The organism is Cedecea davisae DSM 4568 (genome assembly GCF_000412335.2).
Classification (GTDB): domain Bacteria; phylum Pseudomonadota; class Gammaproteobacteria; order Enterobacterales; family Enterobacteriaceae; genus Cedecea; species Cedecea davisae.
In genome coordinates this window covers 3,263,891-3,288,643 of record NZ_KE161030.1, presented here as the reverse complement: position 1 = coordinate 3,288,643, position 24,753 = coordinate 3,263,891, and the positions used below count along the sequence as shown (strand labels likewise).

Genomic DNA, 24,753 nt, shown 5'->3' with positions numbered 1-24,753 from the left:
TTTTTTTATTCTATTCCGGGCAGGCAAGTGATCACTTTAGAAAGCACCATCGGCAATACTCCACTGGTTCGGCTGCAGCGCAGCGGGCTTGATAACGGCAGCGAAATTTGGGTCAAGCTGGAAGGCAACAACCCTGCGGGATCGGTTAAAGATCGCGCGGCGCTGTCGATGATTGTTCAGGCGGAAAAACGCGGCGACATTAAACCCGGCGACACGTTAATCGAGGCGACCAGCGGCAACACAGGGATTGCGCTGGCGATGATAGCCGCCCTGAAAGGCTACCGCATGAAGCTGCTGATGCCGGACAACATGAGTATGGAGCGCAAAGCGGCGATGCAGGCCTACGGCGCGGAGCTGATTCTGGTGAGCAAAGCGCAGGGAATGGAAGGCGCACGCGAGCTGGCGCAGCAAATGGCCGATGGCGGCGAGGGCAAAGTTCTCGACCAGTTTAATAACCCGGACAATCCGCTGGCGCACTATACCTCCACCGGGCCGGAGATCTGGCGTCAGACCGAAGGGCGCATCACCCACTTTGTTTCCAGCATGGGCACCACCGGAACCATTACCGGCGTGGGGCGCTTTATGCGTGAGCAAAATAAGCCCGTGAAGATTGTTGGGCTACAGCCGGAAGAGGGGAGCAGCATTCCGGGGATCCGCCGCTGGCCGCAAGAGTGGTTGCCGAAGATTTATACCCCGTCGCTGGTGGATGAAGTGATTGATATGTCGCAGGTAGAAGCCGAGCAAACCATGCGCCGTATGGCGATGGAAGAAGGGATCTTCTGCGGTGTAAGTTCCGGTGGCGCGGTGGCCGGAGCGTTGCGGGTGGCGAAGGCAAATCCGGGAGCGGTTGTGGTGGCAATTATTTGCGACAGGGGCGACCGTTACCTTTCAACAGGCGTATTTGGCGAAGAGAGCTACGTTCAGGGCGCGGGTATCTAACCCGTAAAGGAGAGGGAAGATGGCTCAGGATAACGATATACAGTCGGTACTGTTTCATAACGCGGGCAGGTCGCTGCAGGCGGATATTGTCGCGGTGCAGTCTCAGGTGGTGTATGGCAGCGTGGGCAACAGCATAGCAATACCGGCAATCGCGCAGCACGGCTGGCGAGCAATGGCGGTGCCGACGGTGCTGTTTAGCAACACGCCGCATTACGACACCTTCTACGGCGGCGTTATCCCGGCTGAATGGTTTAGCGGCTACCTGCGGGCGCTTGAAGAGCGGGATTCCCTGCGTAATCTTAAGGCGGTTACGACCGGTTATATGGGCAGTGCGGAGCAAATCCATCTGCTTGCCGGATGGCTGCGTGAACGACGTATGAGCCACCCTGAGCTGCTTATTCTTGTCGATCCGGTGATGGGTGATACCGACAGCGGCATCTACGTGAAGGCGGGGATCCCCGAGGCTTACCGCAGCGAGCTTTTGCCGCTGGCTCAGGGCTTAACGCCGAATCTGTTTGAGCTGCAAATACTGACCGGTATGCCCTGCGGCACGCTTGAGCAGGCGGTGGAGGCGGCAAAAAGTCTGCTTTCAGAAACGCTTCGTTGGGTGGTGATTACCAGCGCTCCGGCGAAAGATCCGCGGGCCATTTCCGTGGTAACCGTAACGGCTGACGCGGTAGAGGTTATGAGCCACGAGCGCGTGGTGACTGACCTTAAAGGCACTGGCGACCTGTTCTGCGCCGAGCTGGTGAGCCGGCTGCTTGAAGGGAAAAAGGTTGCAGAGGCGGCAGGAGAGGCGGCGCATCGGGTGTTTGAGGTTATGGCCTGGACTGAGCAAAATCAGCTTGATGAGTTGCTGCTACCGCGCTAAACGCAGCCCAATAAAAAAGGCACCCTGAAGGTGCCTTTTTCGATGCAATCAAATTTACTTCTTGATGCGGATAACCGGCGTTTCGCCTACGGTCACGCTACCAGTCAGTTTGATCAGCTCTTTGATTTCGTCCATGTTGGAGATAACAACCGGAGTCAGGGTAGACTTGGCTTTCTCTTCCAGCAGTGGCAGATCGAACTCAATGACCACGTCGCCTTTCTTGACGCGCTGGCCTTCTTCGGCGATGCGTTTGAAACCTTCACCTTTCAGTTCAACGGTGTCGATACCGAAGTGAACGAACAGCTCGATCCCGCTATCGGACTCGATAGAGAAAGCGTGGTTAGTTTCGAAGATTTTACCGATAGTACCGTCAACCGGAGCAACCATTTTGTTGCCGGTTGGTTTGATAGCAATACCGTCACCAACGATTTTTTCAGCAAACACTACATCCGGCACATCTTCAATATTAACAATTTCGCCAGACAGTGGAGCAACGATCTCAATGGTTCCGGTGTCGCTATTGCTTTTGTCACCGAACAGTTTACTAAATAACCCCATTAGCCTTCTCTCCTAAGCAGTAATTTGGGCCGCATCTCGTGAATTAGCAGATTGTTTTTTCTTCAATGAACTTGTTAACCAGCGTCATTAACTCGTCCGTTGTCGGTTGAGCAAGAGCCTGCTCTGCTAACACTTTCGCATCTTCGAAGTTCGTGTTACGGATGATCTTCTTGATACGAGGGATAGAAATGGCGCTCATACTGAATTCGTCCAGGCCCATCCCAAGCAACAGAAGTGTAGCACGTTCGTCGCCCGCAAGCTCACCACACATACCGGTCCATTTACCTTCTGCATGAGAAGCATCAATAACTTGCTTAATCAGAGTCAGTACGGACGGTGACATTGGCTGGTAAAGATGTGAAATCATATCATTACCGCGGTCAACTGCCAGGGTGTACTGAGTTAAATCGTTGGTGCCGATGCTGAAGAAGTCAACTTCTTTGGCCAGATGACGAGCAATCGTCGCTGCCGCAGGGGTTTCAACCATTACGCCGATTTCGATGGTTTCATCGAACGCTTTCCCTTCTTCGCGCAGCTGCGCTTTCAGAAGCTCAATCTCTGCTTTAAGCGCACGCACTTCTTCAACGGAGATGATCATCGGGAACATAATGCGCAGCTTGCCGAAGGCGGAAGCACGCAGAATGGCGCGAACCTGAGCGTGAAGGATCTCTTTGCGATCCATGGCGATACGAATTGCACGCCAGCCGAGGAACGGGTTCTCTTCTTTCGGGAAGTTCATGTACGGCAGCTCTTTGTCGCCGCCGATGTCCATGGTACGAACGATGACCGCCTGAGAGCCGCAGGCTTCAGCAACGGCTTTATACGCGGCAAACTGCTCTTCTTCAGTTGGCAGCGAGTCGCGATCCATGAACAGGAATTCGGTACGATACAGACCCACACCTTCCGCACCGTTGCGCTCTGCACCGTCGATATCACGAACGGTACCGATGTTGGCGCAAACTTCGACCTGATGGCCGTCGAGGGTGATAGCAGGCAGGTCTTTCAGCTTAGCCAGTTCGGCTTTCTCAGAAGCAACCTGTTGCTGAACCGCACGCAGCTCTTCGATCTGCTCGTTGGTCGGGTTAACGTAAACTTTGTTGTTAACCGCATCGAGGATCAGATAGTCGTCGTTTTTCACATCAGAGGTGACGCTACCGGTGCCCACAATCGCAGGCAGTTCCAGAGAACGCGCCATGATGGAGGTATGGGAGGTACGGCCGCCGATATCGGTGATGAAACCCAGCACCTTTTTCAGGTTCAGCTGTGCGGTTTCTGACGGGGTCAGATCTTTAGCAACCAGGATAACTTCATCCTTGATTGCGCTTAAATCGATAATGTTCAGGCCGAGAATGTTCTGCAGCAGGCGCTTACCGATGTCGCGCACGTCAGCAGCACGCTCTTTCAGGTATTCGTCGTCCAGCTCTTCAAGAGCCGTCGCCTGGCCTTCAATCACTTCGTACGCCGCAGCGTCCGCGGTGACCAGCTTATCTTTGATGAGGGCTATGATTTCCTGCTCGAGCTCTTCGTCTTCCAGCAACATAATGTGGCCTTCGAAGATAGCTTCCTTTTCTTCACCGAAGGTCTCGCCAGCTTTAATTTTGATCGCTTCTAACTGCTCGGATGCTTTGGCGCGCCCGCTGAGAAAACGTTCAACTTCCTGCTCAACTTTGTCGGCAGAAATTTTCTTCCGGTCGATGACAATTTCATCTTCCTTCAGCAAAAGTGCTTTGCCGAAAGCGATACCCGGGGATGCTAAAATGCCTGAAATCATAACCCTACCTTACTTGTGACTGATATTTACGAAGAACCCAGAACTTACTCGAGTTCAGCCATCAGTTTTACTAAATGCTCAACGGCTTTCTGCTCATCTTCGCCTTCAGCGGAGAGAGTCACTACGGTACCCTGAGTCAGGCCCAGAGTTTGTAGTTTGAACAGGCTCTTAGCGCTGGCGCTTTTGCCGTTAGACGTCACGGTGATTTCTGAAGTGAAGCCTTTCGCTTCTTTAACAAACTGAGCAGCAGGGCGGGTATGCAGACCGTTCGGAGCGGTAATAGTTACTTCTTGCTGGAACATTGTATTTCCCCAACTTATAGGTTTAGTGTTGTGGAACTAAAGTCTAGCCTGGCGGCCAAACTTTAGCCTGTATCGTTAGCGCCAACGTTGATGGAACGAGGCACCGGATGCCTGGGAACCGCGAAAAAGACGCCAGAAGCGTTTCGCCGATCCGTATCCATTATGCCGTGAAAAGCGAATATCCACCAAATCGTTAAATCGATTCAGCAGGCCCATCTCACAGCTTGATTAATTTCGCGCATCAAAATAATTGCTGGTTAAATACCAGACCTGCGGGGGTGAAAGCAATGCCGATGAGGGTGAAACTTTGATGTGCGCCACAAAAAAGCACCCTCTCGGGTGCTTTTTTAAGCATATATCAAATACTGGCATTACTGTTGCAGTTCTTTCTCAGTGAACAGATCGGCAAACAGTGCAGTACTCAAATAGCGCTCCCCGGAGGACGGAAGGATAACCACAATGTTCTTGTTGGTAAAGGCTTCGTCTTCCTGAAGCTTCAACGCAGCCGCAACGGCCGCGCCAGAGGAGATCCCGGCCAGAATACCTTCTTCGTCCATCAGGCGACGGGCGGTAGAAATCGCTTCTTCGTTGGAGATAGTCACCACTTTATCGATAAGCTTAAGATCCAGGTTGCCCGGAATAAAACCGGCACCGATGCCCTGAATTTTGTGCGGACCAGGCTTGAGCTCTTCGCCTGCCAGCGCCTGCTGAATAACCGGAGAGTCGGTTGGCTCAACCGCCACGCTAATCAGCGAGGTTTTACCTTTGGTGTTCTTGATATAGCGGCTGACGCCGGTCAGCGTGCCGCCGGTACCCACGCCCGCAATAAAGACGTCTACTTCACCGTCGGTATCTTCCCAGATTTCCGGGCCGGTGGTTTTTTCGTGGATTTCCGGGTTAGCCGGGTTGCTGAACTGCTGCAACAGCAGGTATTTAGCCGGGTCGCTGGCAACAATTTCTTCTGCCTTCTGAATCGCGCCCTTCATGCCTTTAGCGCCTTCGGTCAGCACCAGGTTCGCGCCCAGCGCTTTCAGCAGCTTGCGGCGCTCGATGCTCATGGTTTCCGGCATGGTCAGCGTCAGCTTGTAGCCGCGAGCCGCCGCCACGTAAGCCAGAGCAATCCCCGTATTACCGCTGGTCGGTTCAACCAGCTCAACGCCAGGCTTGAGCACGCCGCGTTTTTCGGCATCCCAAATCATGTTGGCACCAATACGGCATTTGACGCTAAAGCTTGGGTTGCGGGACTCCACCTTCGCCAGAATGCGTCCATTACCGATACGGTTCAGGCGAACCAGCGGCGTATGGCCGATTGTCAGGGAGTTGTCTTCATAAATTTTACTCATGGCTCGTCCTTAACTGTCTGAATTTTGGGATACCGGTTCAGCATACCCGCTCAGGAAATATGCGGAAGTAAGGAAATAGCATATCTATATGTGGAAGGGAAATAAGCCAATGCAACCTGGAATAAGCAATGGCATAAGCTTTCTCCCTTCCGGGGCGTTACTTCCACAGAGCATGTTTGCCGCGGTAACAGTCCACCCACATCGCGGTTGCGCCGCAAACGGCGACCGGCAGGATGAAAAGATTGAGCACGGGGATCAGAGTAAACAGGCTCACCAGCGCGCCAAACTGCATGTTGACGACTTTTTTCTCGCGAAGCGCCACGCGCATTTGCTTAAACGGCACTTTGTGGTTATCGAACGGGTAGTCGCAATACTGGATGGCCAGCATCCACGCGCTGAACAGGAACCACAGCACCGGCGCGACCGTCTGGCCGATACCGGGGATAAAGTACAGCAGCAGCAGAACCACGGCGCGCGGCAGATACCAGGCGAGTTTCTGCCATTCACGTTTCATAATGCGCGGCAGGTCTTTCATGATACCGACAACGCCGGTATCCGGCGGGGTAGCGCCGGTTAACCTCGCTTCCAGCTGCTCGGCCAGCAGCCCGCTAAACGGGGCGGCGATCAGGTTGGCTATGGTCGAGAAGAAATAGCCGAACACCAGCAGCACGGAAACGGTCACCAGCGGCCAGAGGAGATAGTTAAGCCACTGTAGCCAGTCCGGAACGTGGCTCATCATCGCCGGTATCCAGATATCAAGGCGGGTAAACAGCCACCAGAAGGCTCCACCAAGCAATAAAATATTCACCAGCAGCGGCAGCACGACAAAGCGCTTAATGCCCGGCTCGCGTACCAGTTTCCAGCCCTGAGAAAAATAGTAAACGCCACTACGAGGCGCGGCTCCGGAAGATGAAACCATATCTGAACAGACTCCTTTTAGGTCAATGCTGTAAGCTGCGGGGCTATCATAACCGACTGTATTGAGAAAAACCCGCCAGGATTTGGTCGAAAAAACAGCGAAAAGGTGCCCTTAAGCTATCTTTATGATGAGAAAACCGTGCTCGCACTTGCACTTGAGCAGATGGGCAAATACTCTTAGTGAGTAAATGTTTGCCTCGGTGGCAAGGTGTTAGAACAACAGAGAATATAATGATGCAGGATTTGCGTCTGATATTAATCATTGTTGGCGCGATCGCCATAATAGCCTTACTGGTACACGGCCTGTGGACCAGCCGTAAGGAACGTTCTTCCGTGTTCCGCGATCGCCCGCTGAAACGTATGAAGTCGAAACGTGACGAATACGAAGAAGAGGACGAGGAAGAAGAGGAAGGTGTCGGTGAAGTGCGCGTCCGTCGGGCGACTCCTGCGCAGGAGCCAGCCTCCCGCGATACAGGTGCGCCGCGTCAGCCGCAGGCACCTCAGCACAACTACGAGCCGCCGTATGCGTCCGCAGAGCCTCGCCCTGCCGCGCAGCCTCGTCAGCCGGAACCTGTTGCTCAGCCTCCTCGCCACGCCGAGCCTGTTCAGCAGCACGCTGAACCCGTGCACCCTGCTGCACCTCAGCCTCCGGTACATGCCGCTCCGGCTCAGCCAGCCGCGCCGGTACAGCCAGTGTCTCAGCCCTTCAGCGCAGAGCCTGCTCCGCAGCCTGAACCAGAACCTGTTGCCGCAGAGCCTGCACCGCAGCCTGTTGCGCAGAGAAAAGAGACGGTTATCGTGATGAACGTGGCCGCCCACGCGGGCAGCATGCTGAACGGCGAATTGCTGTTAAGCAGCATCGAGCAGGCCGGTTTCAAATTCGGTGAAATGAATATTTTCCATCGCCATCTTAGCCCGGACGGCAGCGGCCCTGTGCTGTTCAGCCTCGCTAATATGGTGAAGCCAGGCTCCTTTGACCCGGAAAGCATGGATGATTTTGCTACCCCTGGCATTACCATCTTTATGCAGGTGCCGTCCTACGGCGATCCGGCACAAAACTTTAAGCTGATGTTGCAGTCTGCCCAGCACATTGCCGACGAAGTTGGCGGCGTGGTGCTCGACGATCAGCGTCGCATGATGACTCCGCAGAAGCTGCGCGAGTACCAGGACAGAATTCGCGAGGTTGTTGAAGCTAACGCCTGAATCCTGGCCTGAACGTTTCCCCTGAACCCCCGCCTGTCGGGGGTTTTTTATCATTGATGGTGCGATATGGACTCAATCGAACAACAACTCACTCAGCTGCGAACCACGCTTCGCCATCATGAACACCTTTATCACGTGCTCGACAACCCGGAAATTCCCGACGCGGAATACGACCGCCTGATGCGTGAGCTGCGGGGGCTGGAAGAGGCTCACCCGGAGCTGATTACTCAGGATTCGCCGACCCAGCGCGTTGGCGCTGCACCGCTTAGCGAATTCACCCAGGTGCGCCATGAAGTGCCGATGCTGTCGCTCGACAACGTCTTCGATGAGGCGAGCTACCTGGCTTTTAATAAGCGCGTGCAGGACAGGCTAAAAAGTACCGATGCGCTGACTTTCTGCTGTGAACTGAAACTGGATGGCCTGGCCGTAAGCCTGCTCTATGAAGACGGCGTTCTGGTTCGGGCGGCAACACGCGGCGACGGGACAACCGGCGAAAACATTACCGCTAACGTGCGTACGATCCGTGCGATCCCTCTGAAATTGACCGGCGAAAATATACCGCGCCGCGTTGAGGTTCGCGGGGAAGTCTTCCTCCCGCAGGCTGGCTTCGAGAAGATCAACGAAGACGCCCGGCGCACCGGTGGGAAAGTCTTTGCTAACCCGCGTAATGCGGCGGCAGGTTCGCTTCGCCAGCTCGATCCTCGCGTTACCGCTAAGCGCCCGCTGACCTTCTTCTGTTACGGCGTTGGCCTGCTGGAAGGCGGTGAATTGCCGGCCAGCCATATGGAACGCCTCCAGCAGTTCAAGGCCTGGGGACTGCCGGTCAGCGACCGCATCCGCCTGTGTAATACGCCTGAGGAAGTGCTGGCATTTTATCATCAGGTTGAGGCCGACCGCCCGACGCTGGGCTTCGACATAGACGGCGTGGTTATCAAGGTAGACTCTCTCGCGCTCCAGGAAACGCTGGGCTTTGTAGCCCGTGCGCCGCGCTGGGCCGTGGCTTTTAAATTCCCGGCGCAGGAGCAGATGACCACCGTTCGCGACGTGGAATTCCAGGTCGGGCGCACCGGCGCTATCACTCCTGTTGCTCGTCTGGAGCCTGTTCAGGTCGCCGGAGTGCTGGTGAGCAACGCTACGCTGCACAATGCCGATGAAATTGAACGTCTTGGCCTGCGCATCGGCGACCGGGTCGTGATCCGTCGTGCAGGGGACGTTATTCCTCAGGTTGTCGGCGTAGTTGAATCTGAACGCCCGGAAGTGACTCAGGAAATTGTCTTCCCGAGCCATTGCCCGGTGTGCGGTTCGGACGTTGAGCGAGTAGAAGGCGAGGCGGTTGCCCGCTGTACAGGCGGTCTTATCTGCGGCGCGCAGCGCAAAGAGGCGCTGAAGCACTTTGTTTCCCGCCGCGCGCTGGATGTAGACGGCATGGGCGACAAGATAATCGATCAACTGGTAGAAAAAGAGTACGTCCACACCCCGGCAGATTTGTTTAAGCTGACCGCGGGTAAGCTCACCGGGCTGGATCGCATGGGGCCTAAGTCGGCGCAGAACGTTGTCGATGCTCTGGAAAAAGCGAAAGAAACTACCTTTGCACGCTTCCTGTACGCGCTGGGTATTCGTGAAGTAGGCGAAGCGACGGCGGCGGGCCTGGCGGCTCACTTTGGCTCGCTGGAGGCGCTGATTGCGGCCAGTATAGAAGATCTGCAAAAAGTGCCGGACGTTGGCATCGTCGTGGCGACGCATACCTTCAACTTCTTTGCCGAAGAGAGCAACCGGGAAGTGATTCGCCAGCTAACGGAAGAGGCGGGCGTTAACTGGCCGGCTCCGGTGGTTATCAAGGCTGAAGAAATCGACAGCCCGTTTGCCGGGAAAACCGTGGTGCTCACCGGCTCACTCAGCATTATGTCCCGGGACGATGCTAAGGCTCGCCTGGTGGAGCTGGGGGCAAAAGTGGCCGGAAGCGTGTCGAAGAAAACTGACCTGGTGATTGCCGGTGAGGCCGCCGGTTCCAAGCTTGCTAAAGCGCAGGAGCTGGGCATCGAGGTTATCGACGAGGCGGAAATGATCCGCTTGCTGGGTAACTAAATGGACAAAGAGCAGCTTATCGAGATAGCCAATACGGCGATGCCGTTTGGTAAATACAAAGGCCGGATGCTGATTGATTTACCGGAAGAGTATTTGCTGTGGTTCTCCAGAAAGGGAGAGTTTCCGCAGGGCCATCTCGGCGAGCTGATGGCCCTGACGCTGCTGATTAAGGTTGAGGGGCTGGATAACCTGGTTCGCCCCTTAAAACGCCACTAAGCCTTGGCCGCTGCGGCTGGTTTTTCACCGGCCTCTGCGGCTTTTCTCTGGTAGCGCCGGGCCATTCCTGCACACACCATTAGCTGGATCTGGTGGAAAATCATCAGCGGCAGCACCATCATACCTACAGCCGCCACCGGGAACAGAATATTCGCCATCGGAATGCCGTTGGCTAGACTCTTTTTCGACCCGCAGAAAACAATCGTGATTTCGTCGGCTTTGCTGAAGCCAAAGCGCCGGGCGACCACGATATTTACCGTTATCACAATCGCCAGCAGTATGATGCTTGAGACGACAATAAACAGCAGCGAACCCGCGCCAACTTTGTGCCAGATGCCGTGCGTGACCGCCTCGCTAAAGGCCGAGTAAACCACCAGCAAAATTGAGGTCTGGTCGGTTTTTCCTATCCACTTTTTATTCCTTGCTACCCAGGCGCCAATCCACGGCCGCATTAAATGCCCGGCCACAAACGGTACCAGCAGCTGCAACATGATGCTGCCGACCTGATGCAGGCTGCCGCTTGCGCCCTGGACGTGCATCACCAGGCCAACCAACAGAGGCGAGAGGAAAATCCCCAGCAGGCTGGAAGCAGAGGCCGAGCAAATAGCCGCTGCCACATTGCCTCCGGCGATAGACGTGAAAGCGATGGCGGACTGCACGGTAGCCGGAAGAATGCAGAGGTAAAGAAAGCCGCTGTATAACTCGGGGCTGACGTCAACCGGCTTCCACCAGCTAAACAGCACCCCGAGCACCGGGAATAACACGAAAGTGCTGCACATCACCCACAAATGCAGCCGCCAGTGGCTGCTGCCGGAAATGACCGCCTCACGCGAAAGTTTTGCCCCGTGCATAAAAAACAGCAGCGCGATGGCGGCGGTCGTCAGCCCTTCAAAGAAGCCGACAAAGCTGCCCTCGGCCGGGAAAAAGGAGGCCAGCAGCACGGTGCAAACCAGCGTCAGGGTGAAAGGGTCGAGAATTCGTAGCAATTTCATAGCCATTCCTTAAAGGTGAATAGCGCTATTGTGTTTGTGCTGATTTCAGAAATAAAATTGATTTATTACATGCATTGATGAAGAAAATAGATGAATTACTCGCTGCGCCAGCTTCGCGTTTTTGTCGCCGTCGCCCATGCCGGGAGCTTCAGTCGGGCAGGGGAGAGCATTGGCCTGAGCCAGTCGGCCGTCAGCCATAGTCTGAAGGAGCTTGAGGTTGAGCTGGGGGTGAAATTACTCGATCGCACCACTCGCGAAGTTGTGTTAACTCCGGCAGGAGAGCAGCTGGCTCCGCGCCTGGAACGCCTGCTGGAGGAGCTAACCACTACGCTGCTGGATGCGCGCGTTGTCGGCGACCGGCTTAGTGGCACGGTGCGCGTCGCCGCCAGCCAGACCCTTTCCGCACACTTAATGCCACAGTCGATTGCCGCCGCTACGCAAGCTTATCCGAACATTCGTTTTGTGCTGCATGACGCCTCGCAGCAGTGGGTTTTACAAAGCATTCGCCAGGGTGAAGTGGATTTCGGCGTAGTTATCGATCCGGTTCAGGCTGGTGACCTGGAGTGCGAAACGGTGCTGGCGGAACCTTTTCTGCTGTTGTGCCGCAGCGACCATTTTTTTGCAGGGCAGGAACAGGTTGCCTGGCAGTCCTTGCAGGGGCAGAAGCTGGTTTTACAGGACTACGCTTCCGGCAGCCGCCCGCTGATTGATGAAGCGTTTCATAGGCAGGGAATTGAGGTTGAGGTCGCGCAGCAAATTGGCCACCCGACAACGCTCTACCCGATGGTTGAAGCGGGAATTGGTTTGAGCGTTATTCCGGCGCTGGCTTTACCGCTGCCGCAGGGCAGGCCGCTGGTGGTGAAGCGCTTAACGCCGGTGGTAAACCGACAGCTGATGCTGGTGAGGCGAAAGAATCGTTCGCTTTCCAGGGCGGCAGAGGCAATCTGGCAGGTAGTACGCGAGCAGGCCAGGCTGTTAACCCTGGCCCGTAAAGGCGATCCTCTATTTATTGACGACTAGATATAAATATCAATCTGGTGGTCGTCGGAAGGTTTATTCACTCCGGTCGCTTTTATTTGCTGCTGTTCTTGTTTCTGCTGGGCTTCTTCAGCCTGTTTGCGCTGGAGCTGGGCCAGCTGGGCCTGCAGCATTTTGATCTCGGCCTGAAGGATCTCGACTTGTTTTTTCTTCTCTGCGGCAGGGCGGTCTGGCGTGCTCGAAACTTCTTTTAGCTTCTGGGTTACCTCACTAATTTTTTTAGTGATCTGGGCAATCTGCGCTGCTGTACTGTTATCCGAACCGCCGGATGCTGAGGAAGATCCGGTTGCGGTGCTGGTCGTCAATTGACCGCCCTGCAAAGCACTGCTGGATATTGTAGTCATCATAACTCCTTTGATGGAATGGTAAGAGAGTTATCGGCCGGGCGGTGGGGAAGTTGATGCTTTTTTGTTGGGGGGAAGGTTGGCGAATCTCAGATAGCAAAAAGGCGCCTTTAGGGCGCCTTTCTACATTGGTGGGAGGATTGTGCAGGATGCACTCGTCTCATCCTGAGACTCGCCCTTCGGGTCACCGCAAGCGGTGATGCAAAATTGTTCCCGACAATTTTGTCGAACCTGCGGCAGGTTCGAACCCAACACGAATTGCAAATAGCAAAAAGGCGCCTTTAGGGCGCCTTTCTACATTGGTGGGTCGTGCAGGATTCGAACCTGCGACCAATTGATTAAAAGTCAACTGCTCTACCAACTGAGCTAACGACCCGAATGGTGGGTGATGACGGGCTCTAACCGCCGACCCCCTCCGTGTAAAGGAGGTGCTCTACCAACTGAGCTAATCACCCAAACTTCGGTACTGCTAATTCTTGTAAGAGGAGATGGTGGGTGATGACGGGCTCGAACCGCCGACCCCCTCCGTGTAAAGGAGATGCTCTACCAACTGAGCTAATCACCCATCTCTAAATCTCTTACTACATTCCGGGTCATCCTGAAGGATGGTGGGTGATGACGGGCTCGAACCGCCGACCCCCTCCGTGTAAAGGAGATGCTCTACCAACTGAGCTAATCACCCCCGGTTTGTGGAGTCGCATTATAGGGACAGTTGAAAATGAGTCAACGCCTTTTCTAAAGTTTTTATTCGTTCGTCTTAAAATTAAACGATGCGATCAAGAAACGTGCATTGGCGTTTGATTTATCATCAGATTATCAGCTTTCCTGCTATCTACAGGCATCATCATTGAGGAATTAGCGCACAGTGATAGAATGACGCCTGTTAATTTTTCCCTGGCAATTGCCGCAATGTCGGCATTTCTGCGTAATTAAGGCCGTTTAATGAAAATCAAAACTCGCTTTGCGCCAAGCCCAACAGGCTATCTGCACGTTGGCGGTGCTCGTACTGCTCTCTATTCCTGGCTTTTCGCTCACCATAACAAGGGCGAGTTCGTGCTGCGTATAGAAGACACCGACCTCGAACGTTCAACCCCGGAAGCTATCGAAGCGATTATGGACGGGATGAACTGGCTGAGCCTGCAGTGGGATGAGGGCCCGTACTATCAGACTAAGCGTTTTGATCGTTACAACCAGGCTATCGACGAGATGCTGGCTGCGGGTACGGCCTATAAGTGCTACTGCTCTAAAGAGCGCCTTGAAGCACTGCGCGAACAGCAGATGGCGAATAATGAGAAACCTCGTTATGACGGCCGCTGCCGCCATGGGCATGAACATCACGCGGATGACGAACCTTGCGTAGTTCGCTTTGCTAACCCGCAGGAAGGTTCTGTTATCTTTGACGACCAGATCCGTGGCCCGATCGAGTTCAGCAACCAGGAACTGGATGACTTGATTATCCGTCGTACCGACGGTTCACCGACCTACAACTTCTGCGTAGTGGTAGATGACTGGGATATGGAAATCACGCACGTTATCCGCGGTGAAGACCATATCAACAACACTCCGCGCCAGATTAACATTCTGAAAGCGCTGAATGCTCCGGTTCCGCTGTATGCTCACGTTTCTATGATCAACGGTGACGACGGTAAAAAACTGTCCAAACGCCACGGTGCGGTAAGCGTGATGCAGTACCGCGACGACGGCTACCTGCCGGAAGCGCTGCTGAACTATCTGGTGCGTCTGGGCTGGTCCCACGGCGATCAGGAGATCTTTACTCGTGACGAAATGATCGAAATGTTCACCCTTAACGCGGTGAGCAAATCGGCCAGCGCCTTCAACACCGAGAAATTGCAGTGGCTGAACCATCACTACATCAATACCCTGGAGCCGGAGTACGTTGCGACCCACCTGCAATGGCACATCGAGCAGGAAAATATTGATACCCGCAACGGCCCGCAGCTCTCCGAGCTGGTGAAACTGCTGGGCGAGCGCTGCAAAACCCTGAAAGAGATGGCGCAAACCTGCCGCTACTTCTATGAAGACTTCAGCGAGTTTGACGCCGACGCGGCTAAAAAACACCTGCGCCCGGTTGCCCGCCAGCCGCTGGAAGTGGTTCGCGACAAGCTGGCCGCCCTGAGCGACTGGACGGCTGAAAACGTACATCATGCGATTCAGGCAACCGCCGATGAGCTGGAAGTGGGCATGGGTAAAGTCGGGATGCCGCTGCGCGTTGCGGTAACCGGTGCAGGCCAGTCCCCTGGCCTGGATGTGACCGTACACGCTATCGGCAAGCAGCGTTCCGTTGCGCGCATCAATAAAGCGCTGGACTTCATCAGCGAGCGCGAAGCGCAGCAATAAGCTTCGTAGAATATAAAAAGCCGGTGCTGAGTCACCGGCTTTTTTTATGCTTAATTTCGGATACCGAGGCGTCTTAGTATGCCGTCGAGGCCTTCGCGCTCCAGCAAGGAGGACATTTGTCGCTGTTCTGTTTCTGACAAATCGCGCAGGGCATTTAGCATAAGCTGTTCCAGCGGAGACTGGTTGGCTTTATAGAGAGCCACTTTGTCGTTCATGCGGCGGGTGTTGTAGATAAACGTGAGTATCGGTTCGGACATATAAATAAATCGTGCCCTGCCGCCCTGGACGCCCTCTTTTTTGCAGGTTTCCCAGTTTTTTTCCCTGACCCATTTGTTGACGGTCTGACGGCTGTAGCCCGTCATCTCCGCCAGCTCATTGGGGGTCATTTTATCCTTAAACATGTGCAATCCTTTATTTTCCCTGACTCCAGCGGGAAACGGTTGGGAGATTACTCGTTATCCCGGATACCAAGACGCTTAAGCAGGCCAGCAATCCCGTCGCGCAGCAGCATGGCGGACATTTTGTGCTGCTCGCTTTCCGACATTTGCTGCACCGAGTTAAGCAGCAGATTTTCCAGAGAGGCATCGTTCACGCTGTAGCGAACATTGGTGTCCGTGACCCGGCGTGCGCTGTTGATAAACTCCCGAACCTGCTCGTTGATGTGGATAAGCCGGGCTTTACCGCCCTGAACGCCAGGTTTTGGCGAGGTGGTCCACTTTTCTTTGCGAACCCATTTATTGATGGTCTGGCGGCTGTAGCCGGTCATATCGGCTAATTCTTCGGGTGTCATTCTTTCCTTGAGCACAGTGATTCCTTTTCATTGTGGCCGTGCGGGTAGCAAGTCATTCGAGGTTCATTTTATTGAACTGACTTACCGGAAACTGTGACAGAATTAACTACAACGGGATGATATGCAACCGGGATTTGCCTGAGGCGCTGGCTTTTTAGGCGATTGATCGCAGAAGAACAATTTGGCGTTGACACCTTATGTTGGGTTTCATATTATGCCGCCCGTCAACACGACAAGGTCTTTACGGTTCGGGGCTATAGCTCAGCTGGGAGAGCGCTTGCATGGCATGCAAGAGGTCAGCGGTTCGATCCCGCTTAGCTCCACCAAATCTTCCTCCAGCAAGATTTGTACCGTAAAAACAAAGCCTGTCCGTGGGGCTATAGCTCAGCTGGGAGAGCGCTTGCATGGCATGCAAGAGGTCAGCGGTTCGATCCCGCTTAGCTCCACCAAAATTTAAAACCCTCGCTTCGGCGGGGGTTTTTGCATTTAAGCTTCGGCTCAATCTGTTTTTCGCCCCGCCAGACGCGCTCCGGGTAAAAACTCCTCCCTTTACACCCGATTGTTCTATTATTTATGCGGGACTATTAGATTTCGCTTATGGCATTTTGTGAACTTGATTCGCTTAATAAATAAACGTATTCTTTCCGCCCAAAATCAATAATTCAGCGATTACATAAACTTAACACTGCGGCCTATGGTTATTCACAAGATGATAAGAAAAATAGCGATTGCTCTGGCTCTGTGTTTCCTGTTTATTCCTTTCTCGCGCTATATTTCTCCCACTACCCTGGTGGACGGACATAAAACCTATCTGGCCTATCTCCCGTTAAGTTTCATCACCGCAATGATTATTATTTATGGCCGGGCGGTGATTTTCCCTTTAGCCGTCGGAACGTTGATAATTTATTCATTGCTGCTTGATTTACCCTTTGTCCCGCTGGCCGCCTTTGTTTTTTGTCTGTTATTCCCGCTGTTGTTAACCAGCCTGATTAGCTGGCGTTATATCGGCTCGCGCTGGCGCTTTGGTTTGCCCAATAAGAACACCGGTGCGCGCTTTTTTTGGCTGGGGTTTATCGCACCTTTTACCATTAAACTGCTGATGTACATGATGGGGAGGGTGATAGCGTACCCGCCTGAACTTGCGCCTTTCTTCGGTAGTGGTTCGGCAATCTATATGATTGTCGACGTGCTCAACCTGGTGGTGGCGTCGCTTATCTTCACTCCGCTGTTCTATTTCCCGCTGCGCATGCTGCTTAACCCGCGTTTTGCGGTGGGGTTCTGGCGGCGCTGCGTCCGGCACTATCGGCAGGATAAGCACCGCCTCTTTACGCCATGCTGGCTGGCGGCATGGGTGATTTACCTGCTGATGATGTGTTCTCCGTGGCACAGCGAACTGATTTCCGGTTACCTGGTGCCGCTGGTCTTTGTGTTATTCACGCTCGGCATCCGCCGCCTTGGCTCGCGGCTGGTTTCCCTGCTGTGGGGGATTTCTGCCTGGGTGTTGCTGACCTACAACACCAGTTTTTTACAGGGCGTAAATACGCAATATGCTCTGTCGTTTATCCTTTCGGTATTTATCTCCTTTACCGTTTGTCTGCTCTATATGGCTATTTCGTATCATAAAAACGAGCTAATGAAGCGTATTTATCACCAGCAGGCGCTGACTGACCCTTTAACACAATTGCCTAACCTGCGAGCACTCGAACAGCATATCAGGCGTTATCCTTTAGGGGCTTTATGCTGCCTGAGAATGGCCAATTTTGAATTTCTCAGCCGCCATTACGGCATGATGATGCGTATATATTGCAAGAAAACCATCGCCAGAGAATTACAGCCGTGGCTGCTGGAAGGTGAGGAAATATTTCAGCTGCCGGGAAGCGAACTGCTGATTTTTTTGCGAGGCGATGAATCTGAAGCGCGTTTAACCTATTTTGTTGAGCAGCTAAATAATAAGAAAATCCAGTGGCATAACGCCGCGCTGGAAATTGAATATGGTGCCGCCTGGGGCGTTGTCGATACGCCAGCAGAGCTGCAACGCACGCTTGGGCAACTGAGTTATCTGGCAGAGAAGGCCAGCGGCGCACACCGCGTTTTGGGGCTGGACTCCAGGCAGGCGGCTGTTTCGGGGCAGACCACCGAGCGCGTGCTGCTGTTGCAGAAGGTAAAACGCGCGCTGGATGAAGAAGCATTTGAGCTTTACGCCCAGCCGATTGTTAACCATCAGGGGCAGGGCTATCACGAAATCCTCAGCCGTCTGATAGTCGACGGCCAGACCATCGGGCCGGATAAGTTTATCCCGATTATTGCCGAATTTAACCTCAGCACCCGCTTTGACCTGATGGTTCTTAAAAAGCTGCTGGCGTGGCTGGCAAAGCATCCCGGTGACGCCCGGCAGCCTCGTTTTTCGGTCAATCTGATGCCCCTGACGCTGATGCAGAAGGATATTGCCCGGCAGGTTATGGCGCTGTTTAGCTCATTCAAAGTACCGACCAGCGCGGTGGTGATTGAGGTTACGGAAGAGCAGGCATTTTCCCACTCTGAAACATCAAACCATAATATTGCCCTGCTGCGCGAGAATGGCTTCAGGATTGCTATCGATGATTTCGGAACAGGCTACGCTAACTATGAGCGCCTTAAAAACCTGCAGGCCGATATCATCAAAATAGACGGTTGCTTTGTCCGCGATATCACCAGCGACGTTATGGATAAGCTGATTGTGAAATCCATCTGTGAGCTGGCGGCAGCCAAACCGCTGACCGTGGTGGCCGAGTATGTCGAAACGGAAGAGCAGCGAGAAATTCTGCTGCAGCTTGGTGTCCAGTTCCTGCAAGGTTATCTGGTGGGGCGGCCTGAACCGCTGCACCTGCTGGAAAGTCGATCGCTATCCTTTGCGCCGTAAAAAGGAATCACCGTGAGCACCTCGTTGATGAGCCACTTTCACCAGCCGATGGAAAAGACATTGCGCATTACCCATGTCTGCTTTCTGTCGCTTTTCTTGCTGATTACTTTCCTGTTCTGGCAGCAGGGCGAGCTGTTTAATCACGGCTATCGCACCAGCCAGCTTAGCCACCTTGAAAGCGTGATAGCCCGGCTGGAAACCAAATCTCAGTATCAAATCGACAACCTGCGCTACCTGCGGCGCATGTTTATTGAGACCCTGGACGAGCCTCTGTTCACGCCGCTGTCCCGGCTTTCTATGCTGGCTGGTGACAAAAAAGGGATGGCGCATCTTTGGATCCGCAACCTGCCTATTCCTGACAGCGTCGCTGAGCCGGAAAAAAATGATCAAAAAGAACTGCTGACGCGCAGAGAGTACCAGGCGCTGCGTGAGATTCAGGATCTCTTCCCCCTGGCGGGCGGTGGGAACCATCTTTCTTCCAATATCTACTATATGTCCCGCTCCGGGGCGTTTATCGCTTCGCTCTCGCAGGAGGTGAATCAGCTGCTTATCGAGAGCGCTAACCCTCTGCACCAGCAGGGATCTTTTGTGCTGGGTTCGCCGCTGCTAAATCCCTCGCGCGGCTCATTCTGGACGAGGCAGAACATCCCCGGCACCAATCAAACGCTGATTAACGGCTCGCTGCCGGTGGATTTTGACAACCAGTGGATCGGGTTATTCGGCATCGCGGTAACCGCCGAAACGCTGCAAATGTTTCTCTCCAGCTCGCTGCCGGAAGGCACGCAAAGCGCCTATCTGTTATTTGACGAGCAGCTCAACCCGCTGACCCAGGCGGTTGGCTCGCAAAATGGCTACCGGCTCAGCGAACCTCAGCGCCAGGCCATTCTCGAAAGTTTGTCTCATGCTTCGCGGGGAACCCTGCGCTTTAGCCACGCCTATGTCACTTTCGGGAAAGTGATGGGCACCGGAGCCATCCTCGTCAGCATTCAGACTATCGGCCAGGGTCTGCATGAAGACTTTGGCCGTTTTAGCGTGCTGCTGGTGGTGATGTGGCTGATTGTCATGTTCATCTTGCTGGGGTCGCACCGCATGATTTGCCGCCTGGTTCGCAATATGGGCTCTTTGCAACAAGAGATGCACCGGCATGCGCTCCACGACCATTTAACCGAGGTGCTTAACCGCCGCGGGTTCTTTGAAACGACCGCCAGGATTAGCCCGCACTACGTTGACTACTCGCTCATTCAGTTGGATCTCGATCACTTCAAGAGGGTTAATGACCGCTTTGGTCATCAGGTGGGTGACCAGGTGCTAAGCCACGCCTCGCGCTGTATTCAGCAGGCGATCCGCAGCCAGGATATTGTTGGGCGCATCGGCGGAGAGGAGTTCTGTATCTATCTGCCCAATACCGACCTGCACGCGGCGGTTGCCGTGGCGCAGCGGGTACGCAAAATGCTGGTCAATACGCCGCTGAAGCTTGCCGATGGCGAGAGTCTGCTGGTGAGCGCTTCGCTGGGTGTTGCTTCCCACGAAGAGGAGCCGGAGGGCACGCTGGAGCAGATACAGAGCCTGGCGGACATCCGGCTATATTACGCCAAGCAGCAGGGGAGAAACCGGGTATGCTGGCGTGAAGAAGGCGAATTGCAGGCATAAAAAAAGCCGGGGAGATGCCCCGGCTTCTTCATCAGGCTAAATCAGATAACCAGCGCCGCGATGGAAGCGGAGAGGATACTGACCAGAGTGGAGCCGTAGACCAGCTTCAGGCCGAAGCGGGAAACCACGTTACCCTGTTCTTCGTTCAGGCCTTTAATCGCGCCGGCGATAATCCCGATAGAAGAGAAGTTAGCGAAGGAGACCAGGAACACGGACAGGATGCCTTCCGCACGCGGAGACAGGCTGCTGGCAATCTTCTGCAGGTCCATCATGGCAACGAATTCGTTGGAAACCAGTTTGGTCGCCATGATACTGCCCACCTGTAATGCTTCGCCGGACGGTACGCCCATCACCCATGCAACCGGGTAGAAGATGTAGCCCAGAATGCCCTGGAAGGAAATACCCAGCACGGCGGCGAACAGCGCGTTCAGGCCGGAGATCAGGGCGATGAAGCCAATCAGCATCGCGGCAACGATAATCGCAACTTTGAAACCTGCCAGAATGTACTCGCCGAGCATTTCGAAGAAGCTTTGGCCTTCGTGCAGGTTAGACATCTGCAGGTCTTCTTCTTTCTCGTCCACGCGGTACGGGTTGATAAGCGACAGCACGATAAAGGTACTGAACATGTTCAGCACCAGCGCGGCAACCACGTATTTTGGCTGCAACATGGTCATGTAGGCACCCACAATCGACATCGACACGGTAGACATAGCGGTTGCCGCCATGGTGTACATGCGGTTGCGTGACATCTTGCCGAGAATATCCTTATAGGCAATAAAGTTTTCTGACTGTCCCAGAATCAGCGAGCTTACGGCGTTAAAGGATTCCAGCTTACCCATACCGTTGACTTTAGAAAGCACGGTACCGATAGCGCGGATAACAATCGGCAGAATGCGAATGTGCTGCAAAATACCGATCAGCGCAGAAATAAACACGATAGGACACAGCACTTTCAGGAAGAAGAATGCCAGACCTTCGTCGTTCATTTTGCCGAACACAAAGTTTGTCCCTTCGTTGGCGAAGCCAAGCAACTTCTCGAACATCTCGGAGAAGCCTCTTACAAAGCCCAGGCCGACATCAGAGGTCAGGAAGAACCAGGCCAGTAAAACTTCGATAACCAACAGTTGAATGACAAAGCGAATACGAATTTGCTTGCGGTTAGGGCTAACCAGCAGAGCCAGCAGCGCGACCACAGCAAGCGCTAAAACAAAGTGCAAAACGCGGGACATATTTGCTCCAAATATGAGGCAGGTTTAATTTCGTTGCACATTCTATGTAACAAGCAATAAGAAAACGAGATCAATTCCACACTATAGTGATGAGCTGTGACGGAACGCAAAAATAGTGATCCACCATACATTTCTGCTATGTTAAGTAAAGAAGCTAAAAGTTACGTTAGGACTTGCGGTAAACAGTTTACATGTTGTTCAAATGTTAATCCGTTAACCGGCATCCAGAATCGCCATCTCACGCCTCCTGCTCATCGTTTTCAGCTATCAGAGAAATCAATTTCCCGGCACTAAATGAACTTGATAATCATTCTCACTTTGATAGCATAAAACATAGCAAAGGCTATATCTCAGAGGCAGAAGATGACAAACAGTCGCATTGACAGCAGCACCGGGCGAACCGCGCGCAAACTACGCCTGGCGTTAATGGGGCCTGCGTTTATCGCCGCTATCGGCTACATCGACCCCGGTAATTTCGCGACCAATATTCAGGCCGGGGCCAGCTACGGCTACCAGCTGCTGTGGGTGGTGGTTTGGGCTAACTTGATGGCCGCCATGATTCAGGTGCTTTCGGCCAAGCTTGGGATAGCCACCGGCAAAAACCTTGCCGAGCAAATTCGTGACCATTACCCGCGCCCGCTGGTTTGGATCTACTGGGTGCAGGCAGAGATTATCGCCATGGCGACGGATCTGGCTGAGTTTATCGGCGCGGCCATCGGCTTTAAGCTTATTCTCGGCGTCTCGCTGTTACAGGGCGCGGTGCTGACCGGGATTGCTACTTTCCTGATCCTGATGCTGCAAAGCCGGGGGCAAAAGCCGCTGGAAAAAGTCATCGGCGGGCTGCTGCTGTTCGTTGCGGCGGCATATATTGTCGAGCTTATCTTCTCTCAGCCAAAATTTGCCGAGTTAGGGAAGGGGATGCTAATCCCGAGTCTGCCAACCTCGGAGGCGGTATTCCTTGCCGCTGGCGTACTGGGGGCAACCATTATGCCGCACGTTATTTACCTGCACTCTTCGCTGACCCAGCATCTGCATGCCGGTAACCGTGCAGAGCGTTATTCCGCGACAAAATGGGACGTGGGCATCGCGATGACTATCGCGGGCTTTGTGAACCTGGCGATGATGGCGACCGCGGCGGCGGCATTCCACTTTACCGGGCATACCGGCATTGCCGAACTGGAAGATGCGTACAAAACGCTGGAACCGCTGCTGAGCCACGGCGCGGCGACCATTTTTGGTCTTAGCCTGGTGGCGGCCGGTCTCTCTTCAACGGTTGTCGGCACGCTGGCCGGGCAGGTGGTGATGCAGGGCTTCGTACGCTTCTACATTCCGCTTTGGGTGCGCCGGGCTATTACCATGGCGCCGTCTTTTGTCGTGATTCTGATGGGATTAGATCCCACCAGAATTCTGGTGATGAGCCAGGTGTTGCTGAGCTTTGGTATCGCGCTGGCGCTGGTGCCGCTGCTTATCTTTACCAGCGATAAAAAACTGATGGGCGACCTGGTTAACGTCCGCTGGGTGAAACTGGTGGGCTGGGCGATTGTGGCCCTGGTGGTGACGCTCAACCTGTGGCTTATTTTCGGTACGCTGTTTGGCAACTAAGTTTGCCGGGTAAAGTAAAAAGGGCCGGTTAAACCGGCCCTTTATCTATCTTAGTGATGATGCCCGTGACCCCGGCCACGCCCACGATGGTCATCGCGGTCATTCCAGCCTTCGCGGTAGCCGCGCTCGTAGCTGCTTGGGCCCCGTTTCCAGTTGCGATCCCAGCCACGGTGGTGGTGCCAGCCGCGATCGCGCCATTCATAGTTACGGTGCCAGTAGTCCCTGTCGCGCCATTTGCCGCCGTCCCAGTAATTACCGCGATAATCCCTATCGCCAATCTGCAATTTTACCGATGGCAGCAAGGTGATTTCCCCCGCATTGGCAACCAGCGGTGCCGCTACCAGTAAGGCAATGGCAAGCATCAGTGACCTGAACATACTTTCTCTCCTTGGTTCCCGTAGCCGCACCGGCGGCCTGTTAACACAATATTACAAACCGGCTAGCGGGACGATGAACTACACAACTCCTAAATCAGCGGCGGCAGCACTTTTTGTTAAAGATAATCGTCTTTTCTGGGCAGAAGGGTAAGCGGTTACACCAGAATGGCTTCGATGGCCTCACGCTCCTGCTGGCTAAACTGGCGTCGGGCGAGCATGCCGACGGCATCCTCAATCTGGCTGATTTTACTGGCGCCAATTAACACCGAAGTGACTTTATCATCTCGCAGCACCCAGGCCAGCGCCATCTGGGAAAGCTTCTGCCCGCGCCCGAGCGCAATGTCGTTAAGCCTGCGTACTTTATCGAGCTTTTCGGGAGTGATTTGCTCCGGATTGAGGAAGCGGCTGCCGCTGGCGGCGCGCGAGTCCGCCGGAATGCCTGCCAGATAACGGTCGGTCAATTGGCCGCCCGCGAGGGGTGAAAACGCAATACTGCCGACGCCTTTAGCCTGGAGTAGATCCAGCAGCCCGCCTTCAACCCAGCGTTCAAACATTGAATAGCGCGGCTGATGGATTAGGCACGGTGTGCCAAGCTGGTTGAGGATCTCAATTGCCTTTTCCGCCAGCTCCGCCGGGTAATTCGAGAGCCCGACGTACAGCGCCTTGCCCTGGCGTACGACATGGTCGAGGGCGCGCATTGTCTCCTCGAGCGGCGTTTCCGGGTCCGGGCGGTGGTGATAGAATATATCCACGTATTCCAGGTCCATCCGGCGCAGGCTTTGGTCCAGGCTGGCGAGGAGATATTTACGCGAACCCCAGTCGCCGTAAGGCCCGTCCCACATGGTGTAGCCCGCTTTGGTAGAGATAATCAGCTCGTCGCGCAGGGCGGGGAAATCTTCCCGCAGGATGCGGCCAAAATTGGCCTCAGCCGACCCCGGCGGCGGCCCGTAATTATTGGCGAGATCGAAATGGGTGATGCCTGAATCAAAAGCCTTTCTCAGCAGCTGGCGGCTGGTTTCCAGCAGCGTTTCATCGCCAAAATTGTGCCAGAGGCCAAGTGAGATAGCGGGCAATTTCAGGCCGCTGCGGCCGCAGCGACGGTACTCCATAGAAGCGTAGCGGTCGGGATTGGGCTGCCAGGTCATTATCGTTATCCTTATCGGGAACAGAGGATTTAGTGTATACGTTTTCACAAAGGCGGTGGCTATCAGAATCACGCTCATTCCTCTGTAAACCTCGGTTTCCACCTGCTAAATAGGATATATTCT

At 54.2% G+C, this 24,753-nt stretch carries 22 protein-coding genes and 6 tRNA genes; 12 read left to right on the top strand and 16 right to left on the bottom strand.

Features of this window, described 5'->3' with window-relative positions; genetic code table 11:
• The first annotated feature begins 27 nt into the window (after window positions 1-27).
• Window positions 28-939, top strand: coding sequence for a cysteine synthase CysM (cysM, locus tag HMPREF0201_RS14920; protein WP_016537568.1), 912 nt, complete (start codon window positions 28-30; stop codon window positions 937-939).
• Between the two features lie 19 nt (window positions 940-958).
• Window positions 959-1,810, top strand: coding sequence for a pyridoxine/pyridoxal/pyridoxamine kinase (pdxK, locus tag HMPREF0201_RS14915; RefSeq protein ID WP_016537567.1), 852 nt, complete (start codon window positions 959-961; stop codon window positions 1,808-1,810).
• A gap of 54 nt (window positions 1,811-1,864) precedes the next feature.
• Here the strand turns inward: pdxK and crr are convergent, their stop codons facing one another.
• The 5 genes from crr to cysZ all read right to left on the bottom strand — a co-directional run bounded on the left by crr (window position 1,865) and on the right by cysZ (window position 6,703).
• A complete protein-coding gene (crr, locus tag HMPREF0201_RS14910; protein ID WP_016537566.1) occupies window positions 1,865-2,368 on the bottom strand; it encodes a PTS glucose transporter subunit IIA in 504 nt (167 codons plus the stop codon).
• Between the two features lie 43 nt (window positions 2,369-2,411).
• Window positions 2,412-4,139, bottom strand: coding sequence for a phosphoenolpyruvate-protein phosphotransferase PtsI (ptsI, locus tag HMPREF0201_RS14905; protein ID WP_016537565.1), 1,728 nt, complete (start codon window positions 4,137-4,139; stop codon window positions 2,412-2,414).
• A 44-nt stretch (window positions 4,140-4,183) separates the two neighbouring features.
• Complete coding sequence (gene ptsH / locus HMPREF0201_RS14900; RefSeq protein WP_002913505.1) at window positions 4,184-4,441, bottom strand: phosphocarrier protein Hpr; 258 nt, start codon at window positions 4,439-4,441, stop codon at window positions 4,184-4,186.
• 371 nt (window positions 4,442-4,812) lie between these two features.
• Complete coding sequence (gene cysK / locus HMPREF0201_RS14895; RefSeq protein ID WP_016537563.1) at window positions 4,813-5,784, bottom strand: cysteine synthase A; 972 nt, start codon at window positions 5,782-5,784, stop codon at window positions 4,813-4,815.
• A 157-nt stretch (window positions 5,785-5,941) separates the two neighbouring features.
• Window positions 5,942-6,703 carry a sulfate transporter CysZ gene (cysZ, locus tag HMPREF0201_RS14890; protein WP_016537562.1) on the bottom strand — a complete coding sequence of 254 codons (762 nt, stop codon included), beginning with the start codon at window positions 6,701-6,703 and terminating at the stop codon, window positions 5,942-5,944.
• A gap of 230 nt (window positions 6,704-6,933) precedes the next feature.
• On the opposite strand from cysZ, the gene zipA reads away from it, so the two are divergent.
• The 3 genes from zipA (at window position 6,934) to HMPREF0201_RS14875 (ending at window position 10,206) form a co-directional block, all read left to right on the top strand.
• Complete coding sequence (zipA, locus tag HMPREF0201_RS14885; protein WP_016537561.1) at window positions 6,934-7,905, top strand: cell division protein ZipA; 972 nt, start codon at window positions 6,934-6,936, stop codon at window positions 7,903-7,905.
• A 66-nt stretch (window positions 7,906-7,971) separates the two neighbouring features.
• Window positions 7,972-9,990, top strand: coding sequence for an NAD-dependent DNA ligase LigA (gene ligA, locus HMPREF0201_RS14880; RefSeq protein ID WP_016537560.1), 2,019 nt, complete (start codon window positions 7,972-7,974; stop codon window positions 9,988-9,990).
• Complete coding sequence (locus tag HMPREF0201_RS14875; protein WP_016537559.1) at window positions 9,991-10,206, top strand: DUF3820 family protein; 216 nt, start codon at window positions 9,991-9,993, stop codon at window positions 10,204-10,206. It abuts the gene before it with no gap.
• Here the strand turns inward: HMPREF0201_RS14875 and HMPREF0201_RS14870 are convergent.
• Entirely contained in the window at window positions 10,203-11,198 is a 996-nt protein-coding gene (locus HMPREF0201_RS14870; protein WP_039898537.1) for a bile acid:sodium symporter family protein, read from the bottom strand. The genes HMPREF0201_RS14875 and HMPREF0201_RS14870 overlap by 4 nt on opposite strands.
• A 90-nt stretch (window positions 11,199-11,288) precedes the next feature.
• Here HMPREF0201_RS14870 and HMPREF0201_RS14865 point away from each other — a divergent pair, with 90 nt between their 5' ends.
• Window positions 11,289-12,218, top strand: coding sequence for a LysR family transcriptional regulator (locus HMPREF0201_RS14865; RefSeq protein ID WP_016537557.1), 930 nt, complete (start codon window positions 11,289-11,291; stop codon window positions 12,216-12,218).
• On the opposite strand, the gene HMPREF0201_RS14860 is transcribed toward HMPREF0201_RS14865, so the two are convergent.
• The 5 genes from HMPREF0201_RS14860 to HMPREF0201_RS14840 all read right to left on the bottom strand — a co-directional run bounded on the left by HMPREF0201_RS14860 (window position 12,215) and on the right by HMPREF0201_RS14840 (window position 13,262).
• Complete coding sequence (locus HMPREF0201_RS14860) at window positions 12,215-12,580, bottom strand: FlxA-like family protein (RefSeq protein ID WP_039898535.1); 366 nt, start codon at window positions 12,578-12,580, stop codon at window positions 12,215-12,217. The two genes, HMPREF0201_RS14865 and HMPREF0201_RS14860, sit on opposite strands and share 4 nt — an antisense overlap.
• Window positions 12,581-12,880: 300 nt before the next feature.
• A tRNA-Lys gene (locus HMPREF0201_RS14855) sits at window positions 12,881-12,956 on the bottom strand.
• A 3-nt stretch (window positions 12,957-12,959) separates the two neighbouring features.
• A tRNA-Val gene (locus HMPREF0201_RS14850) sits at window positions 12,960-13,035 on the bottom strand.
• Window positions 13,036-13,069: 34 nt separating this feature from the next.
• Window positions 13,070-13,145, bottom strand: a tRNA-Val gene (locus tag HMPREF0201_RS14845).
• A 41-nt stretch (window positions 13,146-13,186) separates the two neighbouring features.
• A tRNA-Val gene (locus tag HMPREF0201_RS14840) sits at window positions 13,187-13,262 on the bottom strand.
• Between the two features lie 260 nt (window positions 13,263-13,522).
• On the opposite strand from HMPREF0201_RS14840, the gene gltX reads away from it, so the two are divergent.
• On the top strand, window positions 13,523-14,938 hold the full coding sequence (gene gltX / locus HMPREF0201_RS14835; protein WP_016537555.1) for a glutamate--tRNA ligase: 1,416 nt from the start codon (window positions 13,523-13,525) through the stop codon (window positions 14,936-14,938).
• A gap of 50 nt (window positions 14,939-14,988) precedes the next feature.
• Here gltX and HMPREF0201_RS14830 read toward each other — a convergent pair whose 3' ends face one another.
• Entirely contained in the window at window positions 14,989-15,339 is a 351-nt protein-coding gene (locus HMPREF0201_RS14830) for a YfeC-like transcriptional regulator (RefSeq protein WP_016537554.1), read from the bottom strand.
• 47 nt (window positions 15,340-15,386) lie between these two features.
• Window positions 15,387-15,743 carry a YfeC-like transcriptional regulator gene (locus HMPREF0201_RS14825; protein ID WP_071704105.1) on the bottom strand — a complete coding sequence of 119 codons (357 nt, stop codon included), beginning with the start codon at window positions 15,741-15,743 and terminating at the stop codon, window positions 15,387-15,389.
• 235 nt (window positions 15,744-15,978) lie between these two features.
• Here HMPREF0201_RS14825 and HMPREF0201_RS14820 point away from each other — a divergent pair.
• From HMPREF0201_RS14820 to HMPREF0201_RS14805, 4 genes are all read left to right on the top strand, one after another.
• A tRNA-Ala gene (locus tag HMPREF0201_RS14820) sits at window positions 15,979-16,054 on the top strand.
• 47 nt (window positions 16,055-16,101) lie between these two features.
• Window positions 16,102-16,177: transfer RNA gene (locus HMPREF0201_RS14815), tRNA-Ala, on the top strand.
• Window positions 16,178-16,422: 245 nt separating this feature from the next.
• Entirely contained in the window at window positions 16,423-18,627 is a 2,205-nt protein-coding gene (locus HMPREF0201_RS14810; protein WP_016537552.1) for a sensor domain-containing phosphodiesterase, read from the top strand.
• A 12-nt stretch (window positions 18,628-18,639) separates the two neighbouring features.
• Window positions 18,640-20,277, top strand: a complete 1,638-nt coding sequence (locus HMPREF0201_RS14805; RefSeq protein ID WP_115586342.1) for a diguanylate cyclase — start codon at window positions 18,640-18,642, stop codon at window positions 20,275-20,277.
• Window positions 20,278-20,318: 41 nt separating this feature from the next.
• On the opposite strand, the gene HMPREF0201_RS14800 is transcribed toward HMPREF0201_RS14805, so the two are convergent.
• Window positions 20,319-21,506 (bottom strand): NupC/NupG family nucleoside CNT transporter, encoded by a 1,188-nt coding sequence (locus HMPREF0201_RS14800; RefSeq protein ID WP_016537550.1) that lies wholly within the window; start codon window positions 21,504-21,506, stop codon window positions 20,319-20,321.
• Between the two features lie 345 nt (window positions 21,507-21,851).
• Between HMPREF0201_RS14800 and HMPREF0201_RS14795 the strand changes: the two genes are divergently transcribed.
• Window positions 21,852-23,108: an Nramp family divalent metal transporter gene (locus tag HMPREF0201_RS14795; RefSeq protein ID WP_255315103.1), complete on the top strand. Its 1,257-nt coding sequence runs from the start codon at window positions 21,852-21,854 to the stop codon at window positions 23,106-23,108.
• Window positions 23,109-23,158: 50 nt separating this feature from the next.
• Here the strand turns inward: HMPREF0201_RS14795 and HMPREF0201_RS14790 are convergent, their stop codons facing one another.
• Window positions 23,159-23,485 (bottom strand): DUF2502 domain-containing protein, encoded by a 327-nt coding sequence (locus HMPREF0201_RS14790; protein ID WP_016537547.1) that lies wholly within the window; start codon window positions 23,483-23,485, stop codon window positions 23,159-23,161.
• Between the two features lie 155 nt (window positions 23,486-23,640).
• Entirely contained in the window at window positions 23,641-24,630 is a 990-nt protein-coding gene (gene mgrA / locus HMPREF0201_RS14785) for an L-glyceraldehyde 3-phosphate reductase (protein ID WP_039898531.1), read from the bottom strand.
• Between the last annotated feature and the right edge of the window lie 123 nt (window positions 24,631-24,753).